Source organism: Vibrio sp. 14N.309.X.WAT.E.F5 (assembly GCF_030397615.1).
In the GTDB taxonomy this organism is placed as follows: Bacteria; Pseudomonadota; Gammaproteobacteria; order Enterobacterales; family Vibrionaceae; genus Vibrio; species Vibrio lentus.
Window position 1 is genome coordinate 130,363 of record NZ_JAPNXR010000004.1, and the last position, 18,174, is coordinate 148,536.

The 18,174-nt window shown below is 45.2% G+C and carries 19 protein-coding genes and 1 other RNA gene; 7 read left to right on the plus strand and 13 right to left on the minus strand.

Features of this window, described 5'->3' with window-relative positions:
* Nucleotides 1-3: 3 nt before the first annotated feature.
* The 5 genes from OW495_RS06830 to rsmI form a co-directional block, all read right to left on the minus strand.
* Nucleotides 4-1,761 (minus strand): penicillin-binding transpeptidase domain-containing protein, encoded by a 1,758-nt coding sequence (locus OW495_RS06830; RefSeq protein ID WP_102513240.1) that lies wholly within the window; start codon nucleotides 1,759-1,761, stop codon nucleotides 4-6.
* Nucleotides 1,758-2,075, minus strand: a complete 318-nt coding sequence (gene ftsL / locus OW495_RS06835; RefSeq protein ID WP_017056040.1) for a cell division protein FtsL — start codon at nucleotides 2,073-2,075, stop codon at nucleotides 1,758-1,760. Before ftsL ends, OW495_RS06830 begins: the two co-directional genes overlap by 4 nt.
* A 3-nt stretch (nucleotides 2,076-2,078) precedes the next feature.
* Nucleotides 2,079-3,029: a 16S rRNA (cytosine(1402)-N(4))-methyltransferase RsmH gene (rsmH, locus tag OW495_RS06840; protein ID WP_017084764.1), complete on the minus strand. Its 951-nt coding sequence runs from the start codon at nucleotides 3,027-3,029 to the stop codon at nucleotides 2,079-2,081.
* A 228-nt stretch (nucleotides 3,030-3,257) separates the two neighbouring features.
* An RNA gene (gene rnpB / locus OW495_RS06845) (RNase P RNA component class A) lies at nucleotides 3,258-3,697 on the minus strand.
* Between the two features lie 176 nt (nucleotides 3,698-3,873).
* A complete protein-coding gene (gene rsmI / locus OW495_RS06850; protein WP_017106823.1) occupies nucleotides 3,874-4,740 on the minus strand; it encodes a 16S rRNA (cytidine(1402)-2'-O)-methyltransferase in 867 nt (288 codons plus the stop codon).
* A gap of 61 nt (nucleotides 4,741-4,801) precedes the next feature.
* Here rsmI and OW495_RS06855 point away from each other — a divergent pair, with 61 nt between their 5' ends.
* From OW495_RS06855 to OW495_RS06870, 4 genes are read left to right on the plus strand one after another with little or no spacing between them, the layout of a single operon-like run.
* Nucleotides 4,802-6,619 (plus strand): penicillin-binding protein activator, encoded by a 1,818-nt coding sequence (locus OW495_RS06855; protein ID WP_102513239.1) that lies wholly within the window; start codon nucleotides 4,802-4,804, stop codon nucleotides 6,617-6,619.
* Complete coding sequence (locus OW495_RS06860; protein WP_102513238.1) at nucleotides 6,606-7,004, plus strand: YraN family protein; 399 nt, start codon at nucleotides 6,606-6,608, stop codon at nucleotides 7,002-7,004. Before OW495_RS06855 ends, OW495_RS06860 begins: the two co-directional genes overlap by 14 nt.
* 2 nt (nucleotides 7,005-7,006) lie before the next feature.
* Nucleotides 7,007-7,597 (plus strand): phosphoheptose isomerase, encoded by a 591-nt coding sequence (locus tag OW495_RS06865; protein ID WP_010434705.1) that lies wholly within the window; start codon nucleotides 7,007-7,009, stop codon nucleotides 7,595-7,597.
* 16 nt (nucleotides 7,598-7,613) lie between these two features.
* Nucleotides 7,614-8,219, plus strand: coding sequence for a BON domain-containing protein (locus OW495_RS06870; RefSeq protein ID WP_102513237.1), 606 nt, complete (start codon nucleotides 7,614-7,616; stop codon nucleotides 8,217-8,219).
* A 146-nt stretch (nucleotides 8,220-8,365) separates the two neighbouring features.
* Here OW495_RS06870 and sspB read toward each other — a convergent pair whose 3' ends face one another.
* The 8 genes from sspB to zapE all read right to left on the minus strand — a co-directional run bounded on the left by sspB (nucleotide 8,366) and on the right by zapE (nucleotide 14,706).
* The gene (gene sspB / locus OW495_RS06875; RefSeq protein WP_017106827.1) at nucleotides 8,366-8,860 is read right to left on the minus strand and encodes a ClpXP protease specificity-enhancing factor; all 495 of its coding nucleotides are present in this window, start codon (nucleotides 8,858-8,860) and stop codon (nucleotides 8,366-8,368) included.
* 4 nt (nucleotides 8,861-8,864) lie between these two features.
* Nucleotides 8,865-9,500, minus strand: a complete 636-nt coding sequence (sspA, locus tag OW495_RS06880) for a stringent starvation protein SspA (RefSeq protein ID WP_009848943.1) — start codon at nucleotides 9,498-9,500, stop codon at nucleotides 8,865-8,867.
* Between the two features lie 97 nt (nucleotides 9,501-9,597).
* On the minus strand, nucleotides 9,598-10,335 hold the full coding sequence (locus OW495_RS06885; protein WP_017106828.1) for a cytochrome c1: 738 nt from the start codon (nucleotides 10,333-10,335) through the stop codon (nucleotides 9,598-9,600).
* Complete coding sequence (locus OW495_RS06890; RefSeq protein ID WP_009848941.1) at nucleotides 10,332-11,597, minus strand: cytochrome bc complex cytochrome b subunit; 1,266 nt, start codon at nucleotides 11,595-11,597, stop codon at nucleotides 10,332-10,334. The genes OW495_RS06885 and OW495_RS06890 overlap by 4 nt, the downstream gene beginning before the upstream one ends.
* Complete coding sequence (petA, locus tag OW495_RS06895; RefSeq protein ID WP_010434692.1) at nucleotides 11,597-12,187, minus strand: ubiquinol-cytochrome c reductase iron-sulfur subunit; 591 nt, start codon at nucleotides 12,185-12,187, stop codon at nucleotides 11,597-11,599. Before petA ends, OW495_RS06890 begins: the two co-directional genes overlap by 1 nt.
* 331 nt (nucleotides 12,188-12,518) lie before the next feature.
* Nucleotides 12,519-12,911, minus strand: coding sequence for a 30S ribosomal protein S9 (rpsI, locus tag OW495_RS06900; RefSeq protein WP_004740758.1), 393 nt, complete (start codon nucleotides 12,909-12,911; stop codon nucleotides 12,519-12,521).
* A 15-nt stretch (nucleotides 12,912-12,926) separates the two neighbouring features.
* Entirely contained in the window at nucleotides 12,927-13,355 is a 429-nt protein-coding gene (gene rplM, locus OW495_RS06905; protein ID WP_010434689.1) for a 50S ribosomal protein L13, read from the minus strand.
* A gap of 247 nt (nucleotides 13,356-13,602) precedes the next feature.
* Nucleotides 13,603-14,706 carry a cell division protein ZapE gene (gene zapE / locus OW495_RS06910; protein ID WP_102513236.1) on the minus strand — a complete coding sequence of 368 codons (1,104 nt, stop codon included), beginning with the start codon at nucleotides 14,704-14,706 and terminating at the stop codon, nucleotides 13,603-13,605.
* 219 nt (nucleotides 14,707-14,925) lie between these two features.
* Between zapE and zapG the strand changes: the two genes are divergently transcribed.
* From zapG to degS, 3 genes are all read left to right on the plus strand, one after another.
* Nucleotides 14,926-15,381 (plus strand): Z-ring associated protein ZapG, encoded by a 456-nt coding sequence (gene zapG, locus OW495_RS06915; protein ID WP_017109290.1) that lies wholly within the window; start codon nucleotides 14,926-14,928, stop codon nucleotides 15,379-15,381.
* 125 nt (nucleotides 15,382-15,506) lie between these two features.
* On the plus strand, nucleotides 15,507-16,862 hold the full coding sequence (locus OW495_RS06920; protein ID WP_076670669.1) for a Do family serine endopeptidase: 1,356 nt from the start codon (nucleotides 15,507-15,509) through the stop codon (nucleotides 16,860-16,862).
* A gap of 158 nt (nucleotides 16,863-17,020) precedes the next feature.
* The gene (gene degS, locus OW495_RS06925; RefSeq protein WP_102270896.1) at nucleotides 17,021-18,085 is read left to right on the plus strand and encodes an outer membrane-stress sensor serine endopeptidase DegS; all 1,065 of its coding nucleotides are present in this window, start codon (nucleotides 17,021-17,023) and stop codon (nucleotides 18,083-18,085) included.
* The last annotated feature ends 89 nt before the right edge of the window (nucleotides 18,086-18,174 follow it).

Sequence of the window (18,174 nt, forward strand, 5' to 3'; positions counted from 1 at the left end):
GCTCTATTCTTGAAACTTGTTTTCATCAGCAGGGACATTCAGTATTTGCAGTGCACCCTTCATGATTTCAGAAAAAACCGGGGCTGCGACTGAACCGCCATAGTAAAGGTCACCTTGAGGTTCATTAACCACAACAACCAACGCGACTCTTGGGTCACTAACTGGAGCAAAGCCTGCAGTCACCGCGATGTATTCATCACTGTAACCGCCCGCTTCAGCCTTACGAGATGTACCCGTTTTTGCTGCGACTCGGTAACCAGGAACCGCGGCCCTTGTCGCTGTACCGCCTTTTTGAGTAACCCCTTCAAGCATTTTCAGAACCAGTTCCGCGTTCTCGCGCTTGATGATTTGCTTAGAAAAATCTTGGTCGTTACTCTTAATAATATGAATCGGTTCATACATACCTTTGTTGGCTAACGTTGCATAAGCATGTGCCAACTGCATCGGCGTAACAGACAAGCCATAACCGAACGCTAAGGTCGCAATTTCAAACTTTGACCAACGACGGCGATTCGGGAAAATACCGCTCGTTTCACCAACAAGGTTAAGCCCAGACATCTCGCCTAGGCCAACTGAACTGTACATCCCAAGCAAAGCTTCAAGTGGCATGTTAAGCGCCAGTTTCGCAACGCCGATGTTACTCGACTTCTTGAGGATCAGCGCTAAGTCAGCCTTACCTACTTTAGAAGAGTCTCGTACGCGACTACCACCGATCTGCATAATGCCATTGCCAGTATCAATAATGATATCTGGGTCTGCAGTGCCGTTCTCCAACGCCGCCAACACCACAAAAGGTTTCACGGTAGAGCCGGGCTCCATGGCATCGGTCAGCACGCGGTTACGCATCTTAAAGCTTTGTAAATCAGCACGATTGTTCGGATTATAAGAGGGGGCATTAACCATAGCTAACACGGCACCCGTTTTTACATCGAGTAGTACCGCAGAGCCTGAAGTCGCCTTGTGATCGGCCACGGCTTGCTTAATAGCGCGATAGGCAATGGCTTGTAATCGTTGATCGATCGTTAATTCGAGTGGTTTGCCTTCTTCACGCTCTTCTAAAGCAATGTTTTCAACAACGCGTCCATAGCGATCTTTACGAATCGTCCGCTTACCCGCCTCGCCCGTGAGCCATTTGTCATAGCTACGTTCAACGCCTTCCAAACCATGCCCGTCAATACCGGTCACACCGATAAGGTGTGCGCTGACTTCGCCTGCCGGGTAGTAACGTCGAGATTCCGCTTTAAGGCCAACACCCACCAGCTTTAGTTCACGAATATACTTAGCCATCGCAGGGCTAACTTGTCTTTGCAGGTAAACAAATCGACGGGATTTGTTGCTAGAGATTTTATCGATCATCGATTGGCGTTTCAGGCCAAGTACGTCGGCTAACGCATACCAACGATCAATCTGGGCCATACCATTTTTATCGAAAATCGTTTTTGGATCGGCCCATACCGCTTCAACTGGAACACTCACAGCAAGCGGTTCGCCATTACGATCTGAAATAATACCGCGAGCGGAAGGAATGGCCTTAACACGTACCGAGCGAAGGTCGCCCTGACGGATTAAGTTATCTGGTTCAATAATTTGAATATAGGCGACACGGCCTACGAGTGCAGTAAAGGCAAGAAATACGAAAGCAATCAAGACGTTGAAACGCCATTTAATAAGAATTGGATCCGAATCCTTTTCGCTCTTCACACGCTCTTTCGTTGATTTATTAACGGTTTTCGCGGGTGCTTTTTCCTTTTTACCGGTCATTTCAGTGTGATCACTACTTCTTTGTCAGAGTCTGGACGTTTCATGTCTAGCTCTCGTTTTGCCGATGCTTGAACGCGACTATGTTCAGCCAGAGCCGTCTCTTCAAGCATTAAATTTCGCCACTCATCATCAAGTTGTTCTCGTTCCACTAATGCTGTGTCTTTTTGCGTAATAGCCTGACGTGACATATGTGTCGTAAGAACGACCCCCATCGCACTCGCGAAGATACAGATAAGAAGCACCAGTGGGACTTTACCCACGGAGATCAAATCAAAAAATATTATCTTGGCTAAGTTTGGCTTGGAGGTCTTCATTGACTATAGCTTTTCTGCGATTCGTAATACTGAACTGCGCGAACGAGTATTCTCATCCACTTCATCTTTAGAAGGCTTGATCGCTTTACCAATTGGTTTTAGATCGGCACTGCCTAAGGCTTTAATTTGGTCTTCTGTTAGCGGTAAACCGTGAGGAACTTGTGGTCCTTGGCTCTCTTTACGAATAAAGCGCTTCACCATGCGGTCTTCAAGAGAGTGGAAGCTGATAACAGAGATACGACCTTGAGGAGCAAGAATGCTTGCGGCGCCTTTCAGTGCGGTATCGATCTCTTCAAGTTCACTGTTTATATAGATACGAAACGCTTGGAATGCACGTGTCGCTGGGTGCTTTTTCTCTTTAAAGCTCTTTGGAGCCACGTCTGAGATAAGCTTAGCCAGTTGACCAGTACGCGTTAACGGTTCGTTTTCTTCGTTTTCTTGATAAGCAATGATGCCTTTCGCAATACGGCGAGCATGTTTGTCTTCACCAAACTCACGAATAACCCAAGTGATATCATCAAGATCCGCTTCAACTAACCACTGAGAAACAGGAATACCCGTTGTTGGATCCATACGCATGTCCAACGGACCATCTTTCATGAAGCTAAAGCCACGTTCAGCATCATCCAACTGCGGTGAAGAGACACCTAAATCCAGTAAAACACCATCCACTTGACCAACTAAGTCATAACGCTCTGCATATTCAGCCATACCCGAGAATGGGCCATGGATAATTGTAAAACGGGGATCATCAATCTTCTGAGCTTCAGCAATCGCTTGTGGATCGCGGTCGATACTAAAGAGGCGTCCATTCTCGCCCAGTTTAGACAGGATTGTACGGCTGTGACCACCACGGCCAAAAGTACCATCGATGTAGGTACCGTCAGGTTTGATCGCAAGTCCGTCAATAGATTCGTTAAGCAATACTGAAATATGTTTGAATGCTTCTGTCATAGTCTTCTCAGTGAGTGGATTGAGCCGTTAGTTAGGCAATAATTTGTTCTATTAACGTTTTAGTGTACTGATTTCACGCCGTATCTCCACCATATTGTGTATAGGCTTTGGGAATTTTTGACCCAAGCTTATATCAGGGTGAAGGATTCTAAGGAAATCTAAATAATTTACGTCAATATAAAGCAAAAAACCCATCACTACTGTTAAGTAATGATGGGTTCTTTATATAGGTGGAGTTGACACATACGCCGGGTTCTGTTCCGCTTGCGCGGCGGTAACCATTCGTCTAGGCCTGCAATCGCTCACAGGCTCAAGCAATCTACCCGCCCCCATACGCGAGCAGCGCAATGCGAGGGCCTATTTGATCTTGCTCCGGGTGGAGTTTACCTTGCTACGAACTGTTGCCAGCCGCACGGTGCGCTCTTACCGCACCCTTTCAGCCTTACCTGTGCCTCTTCCGAAGAAATGAGGCCATCGGCGGTCTTCTCTCTGCTGCACTTGTCGTGGGCTCGCGCCCCCCAGACGTTATCTGGCACCCTGCTCTATGGAGCCCGGACGTTCCTCCCCTCTACCAGTCTCCCGAAGGACTTCAACGTCAGTTTCCCGAAGGACCTCAACGTCAGTCTCCCGAAGGACATCAGCAAAGCAGCGATTACCCGTTCAACTCCGAGGGCGGATTGTATAGAGATTAGTGTGCAGTGTCTAGCGAGATCACAAATATGCTGCAAACCATTAAGCAAGTGCACGAATTTCACACAATCCGGGCACAAAAAAAGGAGCGACGGTATTACCCTCACTCCTCACAAGCTTTTCAATACAAGTTAGCGACTCTATAAAGCGACCTCTAGTTGTCTAGATGCTCTAAGCCCCACTTGTATAAAGCGTTTTTTTTCAGGTTATAGATTTCTGCCGTCATCGCTGCTGCTTTTTTAAGGGGCAGCTCTTTGGTTAGAATACCCAGCGTGCGAGTTGCTTCGTCTGGCAGCTCTGTGCTCGCTTCTTCACGGTGACCATGAATCAGCAGTACCATCTCACCGCGCTTACGGTTCGAATCTTCTTCAATCCACTCAATAAGCTCACCAAGTGGTAGCCCTTGAATGGTTTCGAATGTTTTAGTCAGCTCACGCGCCAACACAACTTCACGGTCTGGACCTAAGATCTCTAGCATGTCTTGTAGAGAATCAGTAATACGGTGCGGAGATTCGTAGAAGATACACGTGCGTTCTGCTTTTGCGATCTCCAAGAACTTGTCTTTACGACCTTTGCTCTTTGGCGGTAAGAAGCCTTCAAAGCTGAAACGATCAGACGGCAAACCAGACGCACTAAGTGCGGTAATCACAGCACAAGCACCAGGAAGTGGCACAACTCTCACACCCGCTTGACGACATTGTGATACAAGATGGTAACCTGGGTCACTGATTAAAGGAGTACCCGCATCAGAGACTAATGCGATAGACTGACCTTCTAATAACCTTTCGACTAGAACTTGCGCTTTAGTTTGTTCATTATGATCATGTAAAGCGAACGTTCTGGTGGATATATTGAAGTGAGCAAGCAGCTTACCCGTGTGGCGTGTGTCTTCGGCTGCAATAACATCGACACTTGATAAAATTTCAATTGCTCTTTGAGTGATATCTCCCAAATTTCCGATTGGGGTTGGCACAATATAGAGAGTTGGGCTCTCTGTGAGCAAGGTTTTGTTATCTGTCATTTGTTTACCATCACTTCAACGATTAATATAGATACAAATTGATACGGAATTTAAAGAACTCATGGCAACGATGAACCATAAGAGACTCAGTGTACCACGCTTACTCACTCCAATTGCATTAGCAATTACGTTGGCGGCTTGTTCTTCAGGCCCTCAAGCACCAACGCGTGTTGATATTACACTAGATCCAGCGCAATCAACTGAAAGTTACATGATGCAAGCGGATAGCAGCAAAGGAAGCCTGCAAAACGATTGGCTAATCATGGCACTTAAAGCCTCTGTGCAGGCTGGCAAAACCGATCAAGCGACTTTGCTGATCAAACGTTTAGCAAAGCAAGAGCTTAGCGAAGTGCAACAAGCCGAATGGCAACTGGCTCGTGCTCAGTTATTAGTGAATAACTCACAACCAGACCAAGCCTATAGTCAACTTAATTTTCAGCCGTGGTGGAAACTTCCTAACGAGCAATGGAAAGATTATCACGAGCTACGCGCTAACATTTCTGAGATGAAGAAAGAGTATTTCGAAGCGAGCCGTGAGTTAGTGCTTTATTCAGAGTACATAGATGCTGATGAAGAAATCCAGCAGCAAACGGCTGACCGCATTTGGCAGAATCTGAACAGCTATTCTCAATATGAGATTCTAGAGCTTAAAACATCTCCTACCGAAGACGTTTTAGCGGGCTGGCTACAGCTTTCTATTTACATGAAGACGCTCAACTCAAATCTACCAGACCTACAGAAGACACTGTCTGACTGGTTAGCTGAGAACCCTCGTCACCCAGCAGCGCTTTATACGCCTCAAGCGATCACCGACATATTAGCGTTAGAAATCAGCAAGCCGACCAGCACAGCGCTATTACTGCCTTTAACAGGTAAGTACGGCAAGCAAGCCCAGCTCGTTCGTGACGGTTTTATCTTTGCAATGATGAATGACAAAGAGCGCGAAGAAGATGCAACGCTGACTGTTATGGATACCAACGTACAAAGTGCCGCTGAAATTAAAGCAACACTGGAAGAAAACAACGTTGATTTCATTGTTGGTCCATTGATTAAGAGCAACATCACCAAGCTTCAACAAGCTCAGAAAAATCACGAGAATTCGATTCCTGCGTTAGCTCTGAACATTCCAGCGCAACTAGAAACTGATACTAATATCTGCTACCTCGCTCTATCACCAGAGCAAGAAGTCGCTCAAGCAGCGAAACATCTTTTTGCTCAAGGCTATAAGTACCCGCTTATCCTAGCGCCGAAAGGACGTTTAGGTGATCGAGTTGAGCAAGCCTTTAAGGCAGAGTGGAAAAAGTACAGCAGCAACGATGTTGCTATCAGCTTGTTCTCAGATAAACGCCAACTGCAACGTAATGTGAATCAGGTATTCGGCTTGCAAGAGAGCCAACAGCGTATCGCTCAAATGGATGGCCTCCTTAACCTAGATCTAGAAACGGAGCCACGTAGCCGTCGTGATATCGACTCTGTCTATATTGTGGCTAAGAACTCAGAGCTCACGTTGATCAAGCCTTTCATTGAAGTCGCGATTAACCCAGATGCTGACCAACCAGCCTTGTTCTCAAACTCACGCAGCAACAGCGGTGATAAACAGTACGAAGATCTAACGGGAGTGTTCTACAGCGACATCCCACTATTGGTTGAGAACAAGAACGAGCTGAACAAAGAGCTAAACGACCTATGGCCTGCACATTCAAATGGCCAAAAACGTCTACAAGCGTTAGGAATGGATGCTTATTACCTAATGGATGCGCTTCCACAGATGAAAGCCGTTCAAGGTTACAGTATTCCAGGTGAAACCGGTGTGTTGACTATCGACAATAATTGCATCGTACAACGTGAAATCAGCTGGGCAGAGCATGGGGCTTTTTAGCCGTCAGTTTCTCTCCAAACCAACAATCACCCAAAAACAAGTGGGTGATAAATACGAGACCGTGGCAAAGAATTATTTAGTTCACCACGGTTTATCGTTAATTGAACAAAACTTCATAGCAAAGTGTGGCGAAATTGATCTTATAATGCGCCATAACAATACGGTTGTGTTTGCTGAGGTAAAATACCGCAAGCAAACACGCTACGGACATGCTGCTGAAATGGTGACAGCAAAGAAGTCACAAAAGCTGTTAAAGACAGCCAATGTTTGGCTTATGCAGCAAGGTTTGTCAGTACACTCTACAGATTTTAGGTTTGATATTGTTGCCATTGAAGGGCCGAATGACGATATTGACTGGATTAAAAACGCCATTACCCAAGGATAAACATGCTAGACAGCATTAAAGAAAGTTTTACAGAAAGTATTCAAATCCAAATTGCAGCAGCAGAAGCACTGCCTGACGCAATCACGCATGCCGCACAAGCAATGGTGGCGACCTTGCTCAACGGAAACAAAATCCTTTGTTGTGGTAATGGTGGTTCGGCGTCGAATGCTCAGCAATTTGTATCATGCCTACTTAATCGCTTTGAAACAGAGCGCCCTAGCCTACCAGCAATGGCACTTATGGCTGATAACACCACACTAACTGCCGTGGCAAACGACTACCACTATGAAGAGATCTTCTCTAAGCAAGTGCGCGCGTTTGGTCAAACTGGCGATATTCTGCTCGCTATCTCTACTAGCGGTAACAGCAAGAACATCATCAAAGCGATGGAAGCAGCGGTAACACGTGATATGACTATCATCGCCTTCACTGGTAAAGACGGTGGTGAAATGGCCGGTTTGCTTGGCGAACATGATGTAGAAATTCGTATCCCTTCACACCGTACAGCACGCATTCACGAAGTTCACATGGTGACACTGCACTGCCTATGTGACTTAATCGATCAGGTACTCTTCCCTGCTCACGAAGAGTGATAGACGGAGCATCACAATGAAATCATTAACCTCTATGAGACTGTTTAAGCTGATTAGTGTTTCGCTACTTACACTTTCCCTAACTGGTTGTGCTGGCATTTTCATTGCTGGTGCAGCAACCACAGCGAACTTAGTCACCGACACACGAACCACCAAAGAAATTTGGAACGACAACAATATTGAATTTGAAGTCGCAGCCATCACCAACAAACAACCATACCGTGGCAACGTTCGCATCACTGCCAGCTCTTACCGAGGTTCGGTTGTGTTGATGGGACAAGCAACCTCTGACTCAGAACGTCGCGCGTTTGAAAACCAAGCCAAAGACGTGGCAGGCGTAGAAAGCATCCATAATCAGGTGCGAGTAAAAGAGCCATTAACCATCAGTGCTATTAGTAACGACAGCTGGATCACCACTAAAGTGAAATCAGCCCTTCTTGCAAACGCAGATCTCAACGGCATTAAGGTTAAAGTCATCACTGAAGATTCAGAGGTATTTTTACTGGGGTTAGTATCTAGAGAGCATGCTGATATCGCGACAGAAGTTGCCCGTAATGTTTCAGGCGTAAAGCAGGTGATTCGAGCGTTCGAATATGGTGAGGAAGACGCTTCAGTCAACTAACGTTCCCTGAGTTTACTTCTGACTTGGCTCGTTAGCTGGTAAAGCCTAACGAAATGAATCAGGCGAGTAAAAATCAGAAAGCACAAAAAGAAAAAGCAGCGATAAATCGCTGCTTTTTTTGTATTTGGAGTTATTTAAAAATAACGCTATTTGATAACACGAAGGCTTGGTCGACCTTTTGCAGGGCGAGGTGGCTCAGGATCTGAGTCAGGCTCTTCCGCATCAACATCTGCCGTTGCTACGCTCAAAGACGGGCCTTTTTCTGGTTCTTCAAAAGGACTTTCTTCAATCCCTTCTTCAAACGCGTCCATGTATGCCTCTTCAGGTTCAAACATGGTACCAGCACCATTCTCACGAGCATAAATCGCTTGTACTGCATATAGAGGAACGATCACTGAGTGTGGACGTCCGCTAAAGCGAGCACTGAACGTAACAGCTTCGTTACTCAGTTCAAGTTGCCCAACCGCACGAGGCGCGATGTTCAGAATGATCTGACCATCTTGAACAAACTCTTCTGGAACTCGCACACCCGGTAGTGTTGCTTCAACAACAAGATGTGGCGTTAGTTCGTTATCAACCAACCAATCATAGAATGCACGGAGCATGTATGGTCGGCGTGGTGTCATATTAGAAATATCCATACGCTTAGCGAACGAGTCGCATCTCACGTTCAGCTTCTGTTAGAGAAGCTAGGAATGAATCACGTTCAAATACGCGGTTCATGTAAATCTTAAGCTCTTTAGAACCAGGACCAATCAGTTCGATACCAAGCTCAGGTAAACGCCATAGTAGCGGAGCAAGGTAGCAATCAATTAGGCTAAACTCTTCGCTCATGAAGTATTCATACTCAGCGAAGATAGGAGCAAGAGTCAGTAGGTCGTTGCGCAGTTTAACGCGAGCAGCTTCTGATTCTTCAGCGTTGCCTTTAACGATCTTCTCTGCAACTGAATACCAGTTGCGCTCAATGCGGTACATCATTAGACGGCTATTACCACGTGCAACCGGGTAAACAGGCATCAATGGTGGATGAGGGAAACGCTCATCTAGATATTCCATGATGATCTTTGAGTCATATAGAGCAAGCTCACGATCAACAAGGGTAGGTACTGATTTGTACGGGTTCAGTTCAACAAGCTCTGCTGGTAGATTTTTTTCATCTACTAACTCAACTTCAACACTTACGCCTTTTTCAGCAAGAACAATGCGCACCTGATGGCTATACATATCAGAAGCACTTGAGAAAAGAGTCATTACAGAACGTTTATTGGCAGCTACAGCCATGGAGCCCTCCAGTACACTTTAAATAAAAACAATGGAGGCCTAAAGCCTCCATTGAACATTAACATAATTTGGGAATTAGCACGGTATTATAGCACAATTAGTGCACATCACGCCAATACTCTTTCTTCAGTAAAATCACAATGATAGTGAAGATTACTAAAAAGGCCATTACCCACCAACCCATAGCGTGGCGTTCAAGCTGTACTGGGTCACCCGAGTAAACTAGGAAGTTAACAAGATCGCGAACCGCGTTGTCATACTCACCAGTGCTCAATTCACCAGAACCGTCAGTTTCAGTACCAACAACAACCTTAACTTCCTCACCGTCTACCATGTGAGTATCGTAGATTGGCGTTGGGATACCTTGTAGCTCTTCAAGAACATGCGGCATACCAACACTTGGGAAAACAATGTTGTTCACACCAAATGGACGAGACGGATCTTCATAGAAAGTACGAAGATACGTGTATAGCCAATCTGCGCCACGAACACGAGCAACTAATGTTAAGTCTGGTGGTGGAGCACCAAACCAGCTAGCTGCTTGGTCAGAAGGCATAGCGTTAACCATCAAGCTACCAATTTTCACTTCAGGATCGAAGATTAGGTTTTCCTTCATTAGGTCTAAAGGAATCTCTAAATCATTCGCAACACGTTCATAGCGTTGGTACTGCGTTGAGTGACAAGCGAAACAGTAGTTCATGAACATCTTAGCGCCATTTTGCAATGAAGCTTTGTCTGTTAAATCATTGTTTGCTTTGTCTAATGGTACGCCTGCTCCCGCTGCCATCGCTAGAGACGGCAACATAGCAAATAAAATTACAATCCACTTTTTCATTTGAATGTCACCCTTTCTGGTAATGGTTTCGTCGCTTCATTTTTACTGTAGAACCACAGCAGAACGAAGAACATGAAATAACCTAAGCTAAAGATTTGAGCCAGTAATGTGTATGTTGGCGTTGCTGGAAGCGCACCAAGGACACCAAGCGCAATAAAGCTTATTGTGAATTGGATGATGTTAATCAAATGCAGTTTGCTACGGTAACGGTAAGAACGCACTTTACAACGGTCGAACCATGGCAGTAGGAATAGCACAACAATAGAAGCACCCATTGCAACCACACCCAGTAGCTTATCTGGAACAGCACGTAGTACCGCGTAGAACGGCGTGAAGTACCAAACTGGAGCGATGTGCTCAGGTGTTTTCAGTGGGTTTGCAGCTTCAAAGTTAGGCGGCTCAAGGAAGTACCCACCCATCTCTGGGTTAAAGAACAGCACGTAACAGAACAAGAATAGGAAACCAGCAACACCTACCATATCTTTCACCGTCCCGTATGGGTGGAAAGGAATAGAGTCGATGATGTCGTATTTCTTAGTGTAATCCTTGTGGAATGGGAACTGAGTCTTGTAGTCGTCGCCCATAGTGCCTTTAGGAAGCTTAGTCTCGATACCGTCAGGGTTATTCGAACCAACTTCGTGCAGCGCTAGTACGTGAAGTACGATAAGCAGCAACAGTACGATTGGTAGAGCGATAACGTGCAGTGCGAAGAAACGGTTCAGCGTTGCACCAGAGATGATGTAGTCACCACGGATCCAAAGCGTTAGGTCATCACCAATTACAGGGATCGCACCAAACAGAGATATGATTACCTGAGCACCCCAGTAAGACATTTGGCCCCATGGTAGTAAGTAACCCATGAAAGCTTCAGCCATAAGCACTAAGAAGATCAACATACCGAAGATCCAAAGTAGCTCACGAGGTTTTTGGTAAGAACCGTAGATTAGACCACGGAACATATGCAGGTAGATAACAACGAAGAACGCAGAAGCGCCAGTCGAGTGCATGTAACGCAGTAACCAACCGTATTCCACATCACGCATGATGTATTCAACAGAAGCAAACGCACCCTCACCAGACGGCACGTAGTTCATTGTTAACCAGATACCCGTAAGGATTTGGTTAACCAGGACCAACATTGCCAAAGAACCGAAAAGGTACCAAAAGTTAAAGTTCTTAGGCATTGGGTATTCAGATAAGTGCTTTTTGTAAGCATTCATCGCGGGTAGACGTTTTTCTACCCAATCAAGCAATCCTTGCATTATGCGTCTCCCTCGTCGACACCGATCATGATCTTCGTGTCACTCAAATACATATGCTTTGGTACAACAAGGTTCAATGGAGCCGGTACGCCTTGGAATACTCGACCTGCCATATCAAACTTTGAACCATGACAAGGACAGAAGAAACCAGACTTAACACCCTGAACCTGTTCTGCGAAAGAATCTGGCAGGTAAGTTGGAGAACAACCTAAGTGTGTGCAGAAACCAACAGCAACGAAGAATTCCGGCTTAATCGAACGGAACTCGTTCTGTGCGTATTCAGGTTGTTGTTCAGCTTCAGATTGAGGGTCACGAAGTTGACCACCGATCGCTTTTAGGTTCTCTAGTACCGATTCAGCTCGACGTACAACCCATACAGGTTTACCTTGCCACTCGACACGAACCATTTGTCCCGGTTCCAACTTACTGACTTCCACTTCCACCGGCGCGCCTGCAGCTTTCGCCTTAGCACTCGGATTCCATGATTTAATAAAAGGCACGGCTACAGCAGCTGCTCCTAAACCACCAACAACGGCTGTTGTTGCGGTTAAGAAACGCCTGCGACCGTTATTTAAAGGCGCGTTGCTCATCCAAACATTCTCCCATTTGCTCCTTATGGATTGAAATAATTCCGAATAAAGAGCATGGCTAACAAAATATGTATTTAGTTCTATTTATTGACGGCAAATGATAAATAAAACCCTACTTTTTGACAAGATAAAGCTACCTTTTTGTAACAATCATGAGGCAAAGCGCACATTGGGTTACAAAAGCTTTCAAAATATAAGAATTTGGGAATAAAACGAGGGGGGAAAAGCGTTTAGCGGGGGCCAGAAAGACAAAAAGCCCGGCATATAGCCGAGCTTTGAACCACAATTCCAGTAATAAAACTGGTCGCGTGTATTTTTCGGTAAGGAAAAATTAACGCTTAGAGAATTGAGGTTTACGACGTGCTTTACGTAGACCAACTTTCTTACGTTCAACGCAACGAGCGTCACGCGTAACATAGCCAGCTGCACGTAGAGCAGGACGTAGAGTTTCATCGTATTCCATAAGAGCACGAGTGATACCGTGGCGGATTGCGCCAGCTTGACCTGAAATACCACCACCAGAAACAGTGATGTAAAGGTCAAGTTTCTCAGTTAATTCAACTAGCTCAAGAGGTTGCTTAACAACCATACGAGAAGTTGGACGACCGAAGTAAACATCAAGGCTACGCTTGTTGATTACGATCTCACCAGAGCCTGGTTTGATGAAAACACGAGCTGCTGAGCTTTTGCGACGACCAGTGCCGTAGTATTGATTCTCTGCCATTGTCTTAATCCCCAATTAGATGTCTAGTACTTGTGGTTGTTGAGCAACATGGTTGTGCTCAGTACCAGCGTATACTTTAAGCTTACGGTACATCGCGCGGCCTAGAGGACCACGTGGAAGCATACCTTTAACTGCTAGTTCAAGAACCATTTCTGGTTTCTTAGCAATTAGCTTTTCAAAAGTGATAGTCTTAAGACCACCTGGGAACTCAGAGTGACGGTAGTAAACCTTACCCTTAGCTTTGTTACCAGTCACAGCAACTTTCTCAGCGTTAACAACGATGATGTAATCACCAGTGTCTACGTGAGGAGTGTATTCTGCTTTGTGCTTGCCGCGTAGGCGAGAAGCGATTTCACTTGCTAGACGGCCAAGAGTTTTGCCTTCAGCGTCTACAACATACCAGTCGCGTTTTACAGTTTCTGGTTTAGCAACGAAAGTTTTCATGCTAATAATTACCTATTTAAAAAATTTACACTTAAGGAATACTCGCGTATTCCCACTGTCTAAGAGTTACCATTCATCACCCCTTCGAGTGTTGGAAAACTCTTGGCATAACGTGATTTTACTCATCGCTAGAGGCCCGCAGTAACGGTAGGTCGCAGGATTATAGAGAAGAGCGAAGAAAAAATCACCTCTTTTTGAAGAAAATCACGATTTTTTTAATTCTCTTTCGTATTCGAGATAATAAGAGCTAAATTAAGTGTTCTTTTGCCAAATATTCATGGCTCTGCATTTCGATTAAACGCGACTGACAACGTTTAAACTCAAACTCTAGCTGGCCATTGGTGTACAATTTTTCTAACTCAACTTCCGCTGAAATTATTAATTTCACGTGGCGCTCATAAAACTCATCGACTAACGCAATAAAGCGCCTCGCCGCATCGTCTGACGTCGCCCCCATCTGTAAAACATCCGCTAATAAAACCGTGTGGTAAACCTTAGATAGTTCGATGTAATCATTCTGACTACGAGCTGACTGACAAAGTTGTGCAAAAGTACCATGCAACACCCCATCACTCGCTTCAATGACATCCAACTGACGATGGTTGACTTCGATCTGCTTGAGCTTCTCTTTATCTTCACCAACCAACTGCGCGTAATATTTTTCTAGATTGATATTGGCTTGGTTATCTAATGGGTAATGATAGATCTCAGCTTGCTCTAAGGTTCTCAGTCGGTAATCAATACCGCTGTCTACATTAAGGATGTGACAGTTTTCTTGAATCAGCTTAATCGCAGGTAAAAAGCGTGCACGCTGTAAGCCATTACGATACAGATCTGCAGGTGGGATATTAGAAGTAGCCACCAAGATAACGTTACGCGCAAAGAGCTCTTGGAACAAAGTCCCTAAGATCATGGCGTCTGTAATGTCTGAAACAAAGAACTCATCGAAACAGATAATGTCGGCTTCTTGCTTTAGTTTGTCAGCCACTAGTGGTAACGGATCACTCACATTACCGAGCGCTTTCAGCTCATCATGAACTCGATACATAAAGCGGTGAAAGTGAACTCGCATTTTTTTAGTGGTCGGTAAGGCTTCGTAAAACGTATCCATTAGATAAGTTTTGCCGCGCCCTACACCACCCCAAAAGTAGAGGCCTTTGGGAGGCGTTGGCAACTCGGACTTTTTACCTAGCAATTTCTGGAATCGCGTAAGCTGAGGAACAGGGGTATTCATGTAATCTTGGAATTGATGAAAGAGTTCATCTAAAGATTTAACTGCTTGCTCTTGTGCTGGATCTCTTTGAAATCCATGTTCTTTTATATCTTGTTCGTATTTTTTAACGGGATTCATGACGACATTTCCACAATGAAAGCGATATCAGACAGCGAAGAAAAAGATGCCCAAACAGCACGAGAGATGGTTTGATGCGATGAATAAAGCAACACTAAACTGCTATCCAGCGCACACGCATTTCTCTTTATACTGCGGCTTTCTCATAGTACCATGGAGCCGTATCACGTGTAACTAAGCAGTAACAAACATGTTAAAAAACAATAATAAGGAGCTGTTATGCCTTGGATGTATGCCGTTGCCGGTTTACTAGTCGGAGTTATCTTAGGGGTCGCTATTTCTCGTCTCATGACGCCTGAATACAAAAAACAAAAGAACGTACAAAAAGAATTAGATAGTGCAAAGTTTGCCCTTGAACAGCAACGACAAGAACTTGCTGACCACTTTGCTAAATCAGCAGAAATGTTAGATACCTTAGGTAAGGACTACACAAAGCTGTATCAACACATGGAAAAAACGAGCTCAGAGCTGATTCCTAATCTGCCAGAGCAAGACAACCCGTTTGTCAAAACAGCCGCTGCCCATTCGGATAAGACGCAAGACAAGCCTTCAACTAAAGAGGCCGCTCTTGAGGAACAACCAAAAGACTACGCTAATGGTGCAACTGGTTTATTTAAAGAACAGAAGAAAGAAATCATTGATGCTCCTGATGTAGTCACAGCAAAAGCATCGTAAACATTTAACACTTCTTGAACTTTACAAAGGTTTTTGAGTCATAACTTTCACTCAGGTCATTTGAAACTTCTCATACTTATTAAACGTATAAGAGGGTTAAGACCTTAACTAGAGAGGAGTTTATGATGAAAAAACCTTTGCTTGCTTTATCAGTACTGACTTTAAGCTTAAGTTCAATCATCACCCCAATTCAAGCAACCGCCGCACTGCCATTAAGTGTGGGTAATGAACAATTACCGAGCCTAGCTCCTATGCTTGAACAAGTGACCCCCGCTGTGGTTAGTATTGCCGTTGAAGGCAAACAGGTACAACGTCAGCAAATCCCTGAACAATTCCAATTCTTTTTCGGCCCAGAGCAAACACGAGAGCGCCCATTTCGCGGATTAGGCTCTGGTGTCATCATTGATGCTAAAAAAGGCCATATCGTCACCAACTATCACGTGATAAATGGCGCTGACGATATCAAAGTGAAACTGCATGATGGTCGAGAGTATGATGCCGAGCTGATCGGTGGCGACCAGATGTCTGATATCGCATTGCTCAAATTAGAGAAAGCCAAAAATCTTACCCAGATAAAAGTCGCCGATTCAGACAAACTCAGAGTCGGCGATTTCAGTGTCGCTATCGGCAACCCATTTGGACTTGGCCAAACCGTGACATCCGGTATCGTTTCAGCGTTAGGCCGTAGCGGTCTCAATCTAGAGAACTTCGAGAACTTCATTCAAACCGATGCCGCGATTAACAGTGGTAACTCTGGAGGTGCATTAGTGAATCTTAACGGTGAACTGATTGGTATCAACACGGCTATCCTAGGCCCTAACGGAGGCAATGTCGGCATCGGCTTTGCAATTCCATCCAATATGATGAAAAACCTGACAGAACAGATCCTCGATTTCGGTGAAGTGAAACGCGGCATGCTGGGTGTGCAAGGTGGAGAAGTCACTTCTGAACTCGCTGAAGCACTCGGTTATGAATCAAGCAAAGGGGCTTTTGTTAGCCAAATTGTCCCTGAAAGCGCAGCAGACAAAGCCGGTTTAAAAGCGGGTGACATTATTGTCTCTATTAATGGCAAGCGCATTGATACCTTTAGTGAGCTCAGAGCGAAAGTGGCTACATTAGGCGCAGGCAAGCAGATTGAACTCGGCGTTATCCGCGATGGAAAAAGCAAAAACTTTGATGTGACCCTCGGCGAATCAACCAATAGCAAGACACAAGCTGAAAAGCTTCATGAAGGGCTCGCTGGCGCAGAGCTAACCAACACCAACGAGAGTGATGTTGCTACAGGTGTGAAAGTGTCGAGCGTTGCTCAAGGCTCTCCGGCTGAAGCCTATCAGCTTCTAAAAGATGACATCATCATTGGAGTCAACCGCCAAACAGTCAAAAACCTAGCGCAATTTAGAGAGATTCTAGAGAAGCAACCGGGTGTATTGGCGCTCAACATCCAACGAGGCGACCGAACCATCTACCTTGTGATTCGATAACCATTCATCACAATGTTCAAAGGGAGGTGAAGTAGGTTTGATTGAAACTTACTCAGCTTCCCTTTTCTTTAGATGAATCAAAATGCTATGCTTCACTCGTAATTAAGTCGTCCATCCATCGGTGGAGGCTTCACACCTTACTTGTTGAAGAGGGAAACATGCTGTCCTTTTTATTTCGTTCTATTTCCCTTGGACTCGTTTCAGCGGCGCTTATTCTTCTCGCATTTCCGAGCTTAAGGCCAGCGATTGTTGCTGACGTCACTAACCCTAAAGTCGATAATATCGGCTCTCTTCAGATTTCATTTAACCAAGCAGTTCGCCGCGCGGCACCCGCTGTGGTTAATATTTATAGCCGTAAATACGCTGAAAGCGATCGCAACAAGCTGCTGACTCAAGGTTTGGGGTCAGGGGTGATTGTCAGCGAAAAAGGCTACATCATTACCAATTTCCACGTGGTGGCTCAGGCTGACCAAATCGTGGTTGCCTTACAAGATGGACGAGTAGCCGCCGCACAGTTAGTCGGCTCAGATAAACGCACCGATATCGCAATACTTCGAGTCAGTGGTGACAACTTACCAGTGATTCCATTGAACCAAGATTACACAGCCAATGTGGGCGATGTGGTACTGGCTATCGGCAACCCATATAACCTAGGTCAAACGACGACCTTTGGTATTATCTCGGCAACCGGCCGCTCTTCAATCAGTGCCGATGGGCATCAAGCGTTTATTCAAACCGATGCGGCAATCAATGAAGGTAATTCTGGCGGTGCTCTTGTTAACTCACAAGGCGAGTTAGTCGGCATTAATACCGCCTCTTTCCAACAAGCAACTGATATGGAAACCTACGGTATTTCGTTTGCTATCCCCTACCCACTTGCCAATAAAATCATGCAAAAAATCATCGCTGATGGTCGTGTAATTCGTGGTTACATCGGCATTGATGGGCAAGATATTAACTCAGTGACATCACGCTTACTGGGCAATAAGAACATCGGCGGAATTGTTGTATTAGGCATAGACCCGAACGGCCCAGCAGCCGATGCAGGCTTTGAAGCTCAAGATATCATTGTCAGCATCAACAACACCCAAGTTAATGGCCGCCAAAGCGTTATGGACATTGTTACCGACCTAAGACCTGGTACGGTGATCGATGTGGGTATTTTACGCCAAGGTAAAAACAAAACTCTGAAAGTGACGATTGCCGAAGATACACGCTTGTAGGTTTAACATTACCGGCGCGATTCAAACCGCCAAAGTACACATCTAAAAATACAGATACAAAAAACCCAGCTCTCAGGCTGGGTTTTCTT

What these genes read in the sequence shown, in the direction of transcription:
- OW495_RS06830 (WP_102513240.1), bottom strand. Translation starts at nt 1,761, where the DNA reads ATGACCGGTAAAAAGGAAAAAGCACCCGCGAAAACCGTTAATAAATCA.
- ftsL (WP_017056040.1), bottom strand. Translation starts at nt 2,075, where the DNA reads ATGAAGACCTCCAAGCCAAACTTAGCCAAGATAATATTTTTTGATTTG.
- rsmH (WP_017084764.1), bottom strand. Translation starts at nt 3,029, where the DNA reads ATGACAGAAGCATTCAAACATATTTCAGTATTGCTTAACGAATCTATT.
- rsmI (WP_017106823.1), bottom strand. Translation starts at nt 4,740, where the DNA reads ATGACAGATAACAAAACCTTGCTCACAGAGAGCCCAACTCTCTATATT.
- OW495_RS06855 (WP_102513239.1), top strand. Translation starts at nt 4,802, where the DNA reads ATGGCAACGATGAACCATAAGAGACTCAGTGTACCACGCTTACTCACT.
- OW495_RS06860 (WP_102513238.1), top strand. Translation starts at nt 6,606, where the DNA reads ATGGGGCTTTTTAGCCGTCAGTTTCTCTCCAAACCAACAATCACCCAA.
- OW495_RS06865 (WP_010434705.1), top strand. Translation starts at nt 7,007, where the DNA reads ATGCTAGACAGCATTAAAGAAAGTTTTACAGAAAGTATTCAAATCCAA.
- OW495_RS06870 (WP_102513237.1), top strand. Translation starts at nt 7,614, where the DNA reads ATGAAATCATTAACCTCTATGAGACTGTTTAAGCTGATTAGTGTTTCG.
- sspB (WP_017106827.1), bottom strand. Translation starts at nt 8,860, where the DNA reads ATGGATATTTCTAATATGACACCACGCCGACCATACATGCTCCGTGCA.
- sspA (WP_009848943.1), bottom strand. Translation starts at nt 9,500, where the DNA reads ATGGCTGTAGCTGCCAATAAACGTTCTGTAATGACTCTTTTCTCAAGT.
- OW495_RS06885 (WP_017106828.1), bottom strand. Translation starts at nt 10,335, where the DNA reads ATGAAAAAGTGGATTGTAATTTTATTTGCTATGTTGCCGTCTCTAGCG.
- OW495_RS06890 (WP_009848941.1), bottom strand. Translation starts at nt 11,597, where the DNA reads ATGCAAGGATTGCTTGATTGGGTAGAAAAACGTCTACCCGCGATGAAT.
- petA (WP_010434692.1), bottom strand. Translation starts at nt 12,187, where the DNA reads ATGAGCAACGCGCCTTTAAATAACGGTCGCAGGCGTTTCTTAACCGCA.
- rpsI (WP_004740758.1), bottom strand. Translation starts at nt 12,911, where the DNA reads ATGGCAGAGAATCAATACTACGGCACTGGTCGTCGCAAAAGCTCAGCA.
- rplM (WP_010434689.1), bottom strand. Translation starts at nt 13,355, where the DNA reads ATGAAAACTTTCGTTGCTAAACCAGAAACTGTAAAACGCGACTGGTAT.
- zapE (WP_102513236.1), bottom strand. Translation starts at nt 14,706, where the DNA reads ATGAATCCCGTTAAAAAATACGAACAAGATATAAAAGAACATGGATTT.
- zapG (WP_017109290.1), top strand. Translation starts at nt 14,926, where the DNA reads ATGCCTTGGATGTATGCCGTTGCCGGTTTACTAGTCGGAGTTATCTTA.
- OW495_RS06920 (WP_076670669.1), top strand. Translation starts at nt 15,507, where the DNA reads ATGAAAAAACCTTTGCTTGCTTTATCAGTACTGACTTTAAGCTTAAGT.
- degS (WP_102270896.1), top strand. Translation starts at nt 17,021, where the DNA reads ATGCTGTCCTTTTTATTTCGTTCTATTTCCCTTGGACTCGTTTCAGCG.